This window comes from Streptomyces sp. KL116D (assembly GCF_030766975.1).
Lineage (GTDB): Bacteria > Actinomycetota > Actinomycetes > Streptomycetales > Streptomycetaceae > Streptomyces > Streptomyces longispororuber_A.
Window position 1 is genome coordinate 21,322 of the sequence record NZ_JASERH010000048.1, and the last position, 8,244, is coordinate 29,565.

The window sequence follows — 8,244 nt, forward strand, 5'->3', positions numbered from 1 at the left end:
CCCCTGCCGCTCGGTCCTGGGACCCGCGGAACTGCGAGGTGGAGCCGACGGAGTCGCTCTCGTCGTGACCGCGCGGCGCGGTCGAGTGCGGCTGCGCGTTCTCGTCGCTCCAACTGGGCACGCGGGGCTGCGGGTTGCCGCCCGGCAGCTCGGCACGCGGACCGCCGCGCGGCGGCAGCACCGACGGCGGCCGCCCTGGTTCTGCTGCTCGGCCGGGTCGTTGTGGGTGCGCTGCTGCGGCGGGACGGGACCCTGCGGACCGGCGCCGAACAGGCCACCGGTGGTCGGGCCGCCGGGCGCCTGCGGACGCTGCGGGTTCTGCGGGCCGCGCTGCTGGGGGCTCTGCTGCTGGTTCTGCTGCTGGTTCTGCTGGGCGTTCTGCGGGAAACCCTGCTGCGGGGCTGCGTCACGGGCGGGCAGCGCCGCAGCGCGGCCGCCGGCCCCGGCGCCGACCTGCGGCCGTGCCGCACCCGGACCGGCGGCGGGCCGTCCGGCCGCGCCGGCCCCGGCACCCGGGGCGACACCGCGCCGGGCGGCGGAGGCACCGGCGGCGCGCCTGCGCGGCGGCGGGACCGCCGGAGCCGCCCGGGCCACCTGGCTTGCCGGGAACCTTCTTGCCGCCCCCTGGGCGACGTCGACGGGCAGCATGACCAGCGCGGTCACCACCGGAGTCGGAGGGCCGCAGCTGGATGCGGATGCCGTGGCGCTGGGACAGCCGGCCGACCACGGAACAGACCCATGCGGCGCGACACCGAGACGTCCACGGTGGGCGGTGACGCGAGCCGCTCGTTGATCGCCGCGAGGTCCTCGGGAGAGGCCGATGCCGGTGTCGTGGATCTCGATCAGCACCCGGCCGTCGGGCAGCGCGTGACCGGTGACCTTGACCTTGGTCTGCGGGGACGAGAACGACGTGGCGTTCTCGAGGAGCCCGGCGAGCAGGTGCACGAGGTCGTTGACGGCGCGACCCGCGACGTCCGTGGCGGGCACGGAGGCCAGCTCGATGCGCCTGTACTGCTCCACCTCGGACGCGGCGGCACGCAGCACGTCGACGAGCGGCACGGGCCGCGTCCACCGACGGCCGGGCTCCTCACCGGCGAGGACGAGCAGGTTCTCACCGTTACGGCGCATGCGGGTGGCGAGGTGGTCGAGCTTGAACAGCGACGACAGCTGGTCCGGGTCGGCCTCGCGCGACTCCAGCTCGGAGATGAGCGAGAGCTGGCGCTGGATGAGGCCCTGCGAACGCCGCGAGAGGTTGGTGAACATCGCGTTGACGTTGCCTCGCAGGAGGGCCTGCTCGGCGGCGAGGCGGACGGCCTCGCGGTGCGCACGTCGTCGAAGGCCGCGGCCACCTGGCCGATCTCGTCCCGATGCACACCGACCGACTCCACGGACGTGTCGACGTCCTGCGGGTCGGACTCGGAGAGCTCCTTGACCAGCTCGGGCAGGCGGTCCTGGGCGACCTTGGTCGCGGTGTCCTGGAGGCGGCGCAGCGAGCGGATCATGGAGCGGGCCACGACGAACGCGCCGACGAGCGAGACGCCCAGCACGAGCAGGATCAGCGCACCGTTGATGATGGCGGACCGCTCCGGAGGCGTTCCGCAGCTCGCGGGCTCCTGCTCCATCTGGTTGAGCAGCGTCAGCTTGATCTGCCCATTTCCTGGATGCGGGAGCTGTCCGCGTCGACCCAGTCCTTGTAGGAGCGCTTGTCCTGGGTCGTGATGCCCTCGGGCTTGGACAGCACGCGCTCGGCGTAGGTGTCCGCGGCCTTGATGGTGGCGTTGTTCTCGTCGAGCGGCTTGAGCAGCTCGGCCGCGGCGACGTTGCCGTACACGCTGCGGAACGAGTCGAGCTGGGAGTCCTGGTTGTCCGACGCGGACTGCGCGTACCGCCGGTCGGTCTCCGAGCTTGCCGACCGTGGAGCTGGTTCGGCGGGAGGGCGGCCGCGATGACGGCGCGCTGCTCGGAGGGCGTACTCCTTGGCGGAGGAGAAGGCGGCGAGGGCACGGGGTGCGCTGGATCATCTCGGGGCTGCTGGTCGCCTGCGCCATGTCGGTGGAGAGCGAGAGCAGCTGCTCGACGATGCGGCCGTACGCCTCGACCGTCTGCGACGAGTTGGTCTTGCTGGCGTACGCGTCCTGCCGGATGGTGTTGAGCGTGATCAGCTCGTGGGCGATCTGGACGGCGTGCTCCCGCACACCGCGCAGAGCTGCCCGACTGGCCGTCGCCCTCGATGTCCGTGGTGCTCTGCAGGGAACGTGTCACGGGCGCGGTTGGTCTTCTCGCGCGCGGACTTGATGCTGAAGTCGCCGGTCGCCTTGGGGTCGTTCGACGGCGGTCCGGCCGACTGGTGCGCGCTCCTCCTGGAGCGCCGAGGCCAGGTCGGTGGCCTGCTTCGTCATCTCGGTGAGCAGCTTCATGTTGTCGAGCTGCTCGATGTCGTTCAGGGACTCGGCGATGCGCAGCGCACCCAGCGAGGTGCGCGGCGACCACGGGGAGCGCGAGCAGCGAGACCAGACGCGTCGAGGATGCGCCAGTTGCGCAGGGGCTATTCGCGAGCCGGGACCCGTCGATCCCTTGCTCTTCACCGGGCCGGCGACGACGCGAGGCGCGGCCCCGGACAGCTGGAGCGCCCGTCGCGCTCCCCGGCGTCGACGGACGCGGTGCGCCCGGACTCTGGGCGTGCGGGGGCTGGGAACCGCCGGCTATCGGGCCGGTCCCGCCGCGCGGCTCCGGCTCCGCCGCAGCGCTGCCATCCCTGTTCTTACGTCCCTGCACCAGCGTCGCAACCTCTGGACCAGGCGCCCTGCCCCCGCATGCGCCGGACAAGACGGTGTCGGCGTAGTTCGAGGGGCGACCCTGAAACGCCCCCTGTGGTCGTGAGTGACCGGCGCTGGTCTCCCCTCCCTCGCCGCCGGCCGGGCGCTGCTTCGCTGCCCCCGTGCGCCGGTTCGATCCACGCGACAGGTCCCAGGGATTCCAGCACAGTGCAGGATCTCAACAAGGCCCGAGGCCTGCGCCGCGCCGTCTGTGACGCGGCGTGAGGAGAGTGTTACGAGACGTAGAAAGTGATCTAGAGGGAAAAAAGGGCAATGCTGGACTTTCCAGGTACGGCCCGTGTCCCAGTCGCCATGATCGGGAGCGGAATGGCGCTTTCAGGTACGCAATGTCCGTCTCGAGCGCCGGGTTGGCGTTCCGAACTGCCCCCTTGCGAGGCCCTTCGTGAGGCAAACTCACATGGCGAGGATCGCAACTTCCCGGCTTTCGGCGGGGAATCTGATGTTTAACCTGACGCTTTACAGGATGGCCCACCAGACAACCGAGCACACGACCGAAAAGGTTCCAGAGCGCAGTCATGAAGACGATGATGTTCCACAACATTGCCAACCCGCGGCGCACGACGCTGGCGCACCTCAAGGACGCCGACGAGATCAGGCCGCGCCCGCCGTCCCGGAACACTCGGCCACGCTCCCCCACGAACACGGCCAACCCGCGCCGCACCATCCTGATGGTCGCCCCGGAGATCACCCCGGCCGCCTGAGGCGGCGCGAGCGCCACGACGGACCACGCCCCACGCGCCGCGTTAGCCTTGACCGGTCAAACCCACCCGGGCCCATCGGCAAGAAAAGGGCGCAGCCACCCGTGCGCATCGCCAGATTCTCCATCGACAGGGAACGTCGCCTTCGGCGCGGTCGAAGGCGACGAGTCCCCCGGGTCCTACGAGGGCTCGTGCTCGACATCATCAAAGGGCATCCCGTTCGCCGACTTCGAGCTGAGCGGCACCAGGTCCCGCTCACCAAGGTCCGGCTGCTGCCCCCCGTGCTCCCGAATAAGGTGATCGCCTTCGGCCGCAACTACGCGGAGCACGCCAAGGAGCTGGGCAACGAGGTCCCGGACGCCCCCCTTCGCCTTCTTCAAGCCGTCGACCTCGGTCATCGGCCCCGGCGACGAGATCCAGTACCCGTCCTTCTCGCAGGACCTCCCACCACGAGGCCGAGCTGGCCGTGGTCATCGGCCGCATGTGCCGCGAGGTCCCGCCCGAGCGCGTGAACGACGTGATCCTCGGTTACACCGCGGCGAACGACGTGACCGCCCGCGACGTCCAGAAGCGCAGAAGCAGTGGGCCCCGCGCGAAGGGCTTCGACACCTCTGCCCGCTGGGCCCCCTGGGTGGAGACGGACCCTCGACGTCGCGGCGGCGTCGGACCTCACGATCCAGTGCACGGTCAACGGCCAGCAGCGCCAGCTCGGCCGCACGTCGCAGATGATCACGCCCATCGCGGACCTGATCGCAGAACATCTCCGAGGCCATGACGCTGCTCCCCGGCGACGTCATCCTCACGGAAGCACCCCGGAAGGGGTCGGCCCGCTCAGCGTCGGCGACGAGGTCGCCGTCAGCATCGAAGGCATCGGCACTCTCACCAACAAGGTTGTCAAGCGTGGCTAGCGCATCCGCTCCAGCAGTCCGTGTCCGTTTCTGCCCCTCGCCCACCGGCAACCCGCACGTGGGCCTGGTCCGCACCGCCCTGTTCAGCTGGGCCTTCGCGCGCCACAACCAGGGCACCCTGGTCTTCCGCATCGAGGGACACCGACGCGGCCCGCGACAGCGAGGGAGTCGTACGAGCAGCTGCTCGACGCGATGCGCTGGCTGGCTTCGACTGGGACGAGGGCCCGGAGGTGGGCGGACCGCACGCCCTCAGTACCGCCAGTCCCAGCGGATGGACATCTACCAGGACGTCGCGCAGAAGCTCGTCGACGGCGGCTACGCGTACCCCCTGCTACTGCTCGACCGAGGAGCTGGACGCCCGCCGCGACGCGGCCCGCGCCGCCGGCAAGCCGTCCGGCTACGACGGCCACTGCCGCGAGCTGACCGCCGAGCAGAAGCAGGCCTACACGAGGCGGAGGGCCGCAAGCCCATCACCCGCTTCCGGATGCCCGACGAGACGATCACGTTCACGGACCTGGTCCGCGGCGACATCACGTACGAGCCGGAGAACGTGCCGGACTACGGCATCGTCCGCGCGAACGGCGCCCCGCTCTCACACGCTCGTCAACCCGGTCGACGACGCCCTGATGGAGATCACCCACGTCCTGCGCGGCGAGGACCCTGCTCTCCTCCACGCCCCCCGCCAGATCGCCCTGTACAAGGCGCTGACGGACCTGGGCATCGCCAGGTTCACGCCCGAGTTCGGCCACCTCCCGTACGTCATGGGCGAGGGCAACAAGAAGCTCAGCAAGCGCGACCCGCAGTCGTCGCTGAACTCTCTACCGCGAGCGCGGCTTCCTCCCGAGGGCCTGCTCAACTACCTGTCGCTGCTCGGCTGGTCCCTCTCGGCCGACCGCGACATCTTCTCGATCGAGGAGATGGTGGCGGCCTTCGACGTCAAGGACGTCCAGCCCAACCCGGCCCGCTTCGACCTCAAGAAGTGCGAGTCGATCAACGGCGACCACATCCGCCTGCTCGACCCGAAGGACTTCGCCGAGCGCTGCGCCCCCGTGGCTCAAGTCCCCTTCGCGCCGTGGGCCTGCCGAGGACTTCTGACGAGGCCAAGTGGGCCGCGATCGCCGCACGCGCAGACCCGCCTGAAGGTCCTGTCGAGATCACGGACAACGTCGACTTCCTCTTCCTGCCCGAGCCCGTCTTCGACGAGCCGAGCTGGACAAAGGCGCGATGAAGGGCTCCGACGCCCTGCTGACCACGGCCCGCGAAGCTCGACGCCGCCGGACTGGTCCTCCGCCGAGTCGCTCAAGGAGGCCGTGCCTGGCCGCCGGCGAGGCGCACGGCCTCAAGCTCGGCAAGGCCCAGGCCCCGGTCCGCGTCGCCGTCACCGGCCGTACGATCGGCCTGCCGCTCTTCGAGTCCCTGGAGATCCTGGGCGAGCAGACCCTGGCCCGGATCGACGCGGCCCCTGCGAAGCTCGCCGGATAACCACAGCGCCACCAGAGGCGGAACCCGCACGGGTTCCGCTCGTACGCAACGAGAGGCCCGACCCATGCCGATGTCCGCGCGACTACACGCGCTACTTCACCCCAGGTCACACCTTCGCGTACGAGACGGGCACGATCGGCACCATCGACGTCCGTCCGGCCGGCGAGCTGTCCCTGCCCTCCGGCCGCTCGTCGCCTGCGACCCGTTCGTGGCGCTCGGCGCCGGCGAAGCGAGCCGTTCACGGTCACCGTCGAGCCGGCCGCTACCGCGTCGAGGCGGCGGTGGCCGCCCTCGCCGACCCCGACGAGACCGGCGGCACCCCGTCACAGCAGCGTCAGCCGCCGCCGCCTCGGTCGTACGCGACGAACCGGTCGTCACCTGGGAGCACGCCCTCCAGCCCGGCGGACCTCGCCGAACTCTCCGACGACGAGGTTCTACGGCTACGGCGTCGACGCCGGCACCGGCTGCTTCTACGACGCCGAGTCCGACGGCGCCTCTCGGTGCGAGTGGGCGACGAGGGGCCCGCTCTGGGACGCCTTCGAGGAACACGACCACGCCCCCGGCCCGTACCTGATCACGTCGCCGTCCACGGGCCACACCCTGGCCGCGTTCGGCTCCGGCTGGCGACGGCGCCTACCACCCTGGATCGGCCGCACCAGCGACCGGGCGCCGTCGCCCGTTTCGTCACGGACTCGCCGTGATCCCGGGGAGGGCGAGGCCTGACCGACGTGCCTGACGGTCGTCCCATGGGGGACGCCGATCAAAGCACGATGGTCTGGGACGTCGACGACACGATCTTCGACTACGCGACGGCCGACACGGCCGGTATCGCGCCCACCTCACCTCCGAGGGCCTGCTCGACGGCTTTGGCACCGTCAGCAGGCCCTTCGCCCTGGCGGGCCCTGACCCGCAGATGGGCCCGCTTCGAGGCGGGCGAGGCAGGAGCTAGGAGGGGCAGCGCAGGGGACCGGGTGCGCGGCTTCGTGGGGCAGGAGCTGCAGGACGCGGAGGCCGACGCCCTGGATTTCGCCCGTTATCTGCGTCGCACTACGAGTCGGCGTGGAGCCTGTTCCCCGGCACGGTCCCGGCCCTCGACACCCTCGCCGACGGCTACCGGCACGCCGTCCTGTCCAACTCCTCGCTGCACAACCAGGACCGCAAGCTCCGCGTCCTCGGCGTCCGCGACCGCTTCGAGGCCGTCGTCTGTGCGGCCGAACTCGGCGTCGCCAAGCCCGAAGCGGCCGCCTTCCACGCCGTCTGCGAGGAGCTCGGCCTGGCGCCGCAGGAGGTCGCGTACGTCGGTGACCAGCCGGACACCGACGCCCGCGGAGCGGTCGAAGCGGGCCTGACCGGCATCTGGCTGGACCGCCTGGGACTGGGCGGCCGGCCCGAACTCGTCCGCATCACGGGGCTTGACCAGCTGCCCCCGCTGCTGGCGCGGGATACCCGTTTTGGAGCGCCGGACACCTTCAGGTAATGTTCTTCCCTGCGCCGAGGGGAGCGAGCCGAAAGGCCGAAGCCCGGAAGCGCAAGCCAAGCAAAGTCCCTCAGGGGATTGAGTTTCGGTGGCCTATGGTGTAATTGGCAGCACGACGGTTTCTGGTTCCGTTAGTCTAGGTTCGAGTCCTGGTAGGCCAGCTCGCAGAGCTCATCTGCAACCGTGGATCCCAGGTCCACAAAGCCCCCGTTGTGTAGCGGCCTAGCACGCTGCCCTCTCAAGGCAGTAGCGCCGGTTCGAATCCGGTCGGGGGTACAGATCCTCTCGTGAGGACGGTATGGGTAGCTCCCGCCGACCTTGATGCCAGGATCGCTAGGGGCCCCTGCTGCGTAGCGGCTCTAGCACGCCGCCCTCTCAAGGCGGTAGCGCCGGTTCGAATCCGGTCGGGGGTACGGGTTGGACCACGATTGGTCTAAACCACTATGGCCTATGGTGTAATTGGCAACACTACGGTTTCTGGTACCGTCATTCTAGGTTCGAGTCCTGGTAGGCCAGCTCGCAGAGCTCATCTGCAACCGCGGATCTCATCCGCAAGGCCCCCGTTGTGTAGCGGCTAGCACGCCGCCCTCTCAAGGCGGTAGCGCCGGTTCGAATCCGGTCGGGGTACAAGACGAAGAGGCCCTTCCCGTGTGCGGGAAGGGCCTCTTCGCGTGGTCTCGGAGGTGGTCAACTCCCGTGGCGCGTACGGAAGCCGGCCGGTCCCGGACACAAGTCCGGCCGGTCGCTGCGGCGTTGGAGCGACCGGCCGGGAACAGGCGGGAACGTAAGGGAAGTTGTGGATCAGCCGGTGCGGCGCAGTGCCTCGGAGAGACGGCCGGCGG

The 8,244-nt window shown here is 70.2% G+C and carries 9 protein-coding genes, 5 tRNA genes and 4 pseudogenes; 14 read left to right on the forward strand and 4 right to left on the reverse strand.

The features are described from left to right. Positions 1-1,636: 1,636 nt before the first annotated feature. From RBJ77_RS20480 to RBJ77_RS20490, 3 genes and pseudogenes are all read right to left on the reverse strand, one after another. The gene (locus RBJ77_RS20480; RefSeq protein WP_372346380.1) at positions 1,637-1,831 is read right to left on the reverse strand and encodes a hypothetical protein; all 195 of its coding nucleotides are present in this window, start codon (positions 1,829-1,831) and stop codon (positions 1,637-1,639) included. 238 nt (positions 1,832-2,069) lie between these two features. Then, positions 2,070-2,195 (reverse strand): annotated as a pseudogene (locus RBJ77_RS20485) (hypothetical protein); the annotation flags it as partial. Positions 2,196-2,258: 63 nt separating this feature from the next. Further along, a complete protein-coding gene (locus RBJ77_RS20490) occupies positions 2,259-2,585 on the reverse strand; it encodes a hypothetical protein (protein ID WP_372346371.1) in 327 nt (108 codons plus the stop codon). A 767-nt stretch (positions 2,586-3,352) separates the two neighbouring features. Here RBJ77_RS20490 and RBJ77_RS20495 point away from each other — a divergent pair. Continuing rightward, positions 3,353-3,538, forward strand: a complete 186-nt coding sequence (locus RBJ77_RS20495) for a hypothetical protein (RefSeq protein ID WP_372346381.1) — start codon at positions 3,353-3,355, stop codon at positions 3,536-3,538. 176 nt (positions 3,539-3,714) lie between these two features. Here RBJ77_RS20495 and RBJ77_RS20500 read toward each other — a convergent pair whose 3' ends face one another. After that, a complete protein-coding gene (locus RBJ77_RS20500) occupies positions 3,715-3,933 on the reverse strand; it encodes a hypothetical protein (protein ID WP_372346372.1) in 219 nt (72 codons plus the stop codon). 68 nt (positions 3,934-4,001) lie between these two features. On the opposite strand from RBJ77_RS20500, the gene RBJ77_RS20505 reads away from it, so the two are divergent. The 13 genes and pseudogenes from RBJ77_RS20505 to RBJ77_RS20565 all read left to right on the forward strand — a co-directional run bounded on the left by RBJ77_RS20505 (position 4,002) and on the right by RBJ77_RS20565 (position 8,031). Continuing rightward, complete coding sequence (locus tag RBJ77_RS20505; RefSeq protein ID WP_372346373.1) at positions 4,002-4,310, forward strand: fumarylacetoacetate hydrolase family protein; 309 nt, start codon at positions 4,002-4,004, stop codon at positions 4,308-4,310. Next, positions 4,210-4,443, forward strand: coding sequence for a fumarylacetoacetate hydrolase family protein (locus tag RBJ77_RS20510; RefSeq protein WP_372346378.1), 234 nt, complete (start codon positions 4,210-4,212; stop codon positions 4,441-4,443). The genes RBJ77_RS20505 and RBJ77_RS20510 overlap by 101 nt, the downstream gene beginning before the upstream one ends. A gap of 58 nt (positions 4,444-4,501) precedes the next feature. Further along, a pseudogene (locus RBJ77_RS20515) lies at positions 4,502-4,705 on the forward strand (hypothetical protein); the annotation flags it as partial. Continuing rightward, positions 4,674-5,363: pseudogene (locus tag RBJ77_RS20520) on the forward strand (glutamate--tRNA ligase family protein); the annotation flags it as partial. The pseudogenes RBJ77_RS20515 and RBJ77_RS20520, both read left to right, overlap by 32 nt. Before the next feature lie 152 nt (positions 5,364-5,515). Then, positions 5,516-5,671, forward strand: coding sequence for a hypothetical protein (locus tag RBJ77_RS20525; protein WP_372346382.1), 156 nt, complete (start codon positions 5,516-5,518; stop codon positions 5,669-5,671). Continuing rightward, complete coding sequence (locus tag RBJ77_RS20530) at positions 5,668-5,925, forward strand: hypothetical protein (protein WP_372346374.1); 258 nt, start codon at positions 5,668-5,670, stop codon at positions 5,923-5,925. The genes RBJ77_RS20525 and RBJ77_RS20530 overlap by 4 nt, the downstream gene beginning before the upstream one ends. Before the next feature lie 378 nt (positions 5,926-6,303). Next, the gene (locus RBJ77_RS20535) at positions 6,304-6,648 is read left to right on the forward strand and encodes a DUF4241 domain-containing protein (protein WP_372346379.1); all 345 of its coding nucleotides are present in this window, start codon (positions 6,304-6,306) and stop codon (positions 6,646-6,648) included. A 47-nt stretch (positions 6,649-6,695) separates the two neighbouring features. Continuing rightward, positions 6,696-7,402, forward strand: a pseudogene (locus RBJ77_RS20540) (HAD family hydrolase). A gap of 89 nt (positions 7,403-7,491) precedes the next feature. After that, a tRNA-Gln gene (locus RBJ77_RS20545) sits at positions 7,492-7,563 on the forward strand. A gap of 42 nt (positions 7,564-7,605) precedes the next feature. Beyond that, a tRNA-Glu gene (locus RBJ77_RS20550) sits at positions 7,606-7,678 on the forward strand. A 63-nt stretch (positions 7,679-7,741) separates the two neighbouring features. Continuing rightward, positions 7,742-7,815, forward strand: a tRNA-Glu gene (locus RBJ77_RS20555). Between the two features lie 31 nt (positions 7,816-7,846). Continuing rightward, positions 7,847-7,918: transfer RNA gene (locus RBJ77_RS20560), tRNA-Gln, on the forward strand. A 39-nt stretch (positions 7,919-7,957) separates the two neighbouring features. Beyond that, positions 7,958-8,031: transfer RNA gene (locus RBJ77_RS20565), tRNA-Glu, on the forward strand. Positions 8,032-8,244: the final 213 nt, after the last annotated feature.

Bases quoted from the DNA above. Each gene is read 5' to 3' on its own strand.
- RBJ77_RS20495 (WP_372346381.1), top strand. From the start codon at position 3,353: ATGAAGACGATGATGTTCCACAACATTGCCAACCCGCGGCGCACGACG.
- RBJ77_RS20500 (WP_372346372.1), bottom strand. From the start codon at position 3,933: ATGACCGAGGTCGACGGCTTGAAGAAGGCGAAGGGGGGCGTCCGGGAC.
- RBJ77_RS20530 (WP_372346374.1), top strand. From the start codon at position 5,668: ATGAAGGGCTCCGACGCCCTGCTGACCACGGCCCGCGAAGCTCGACGC.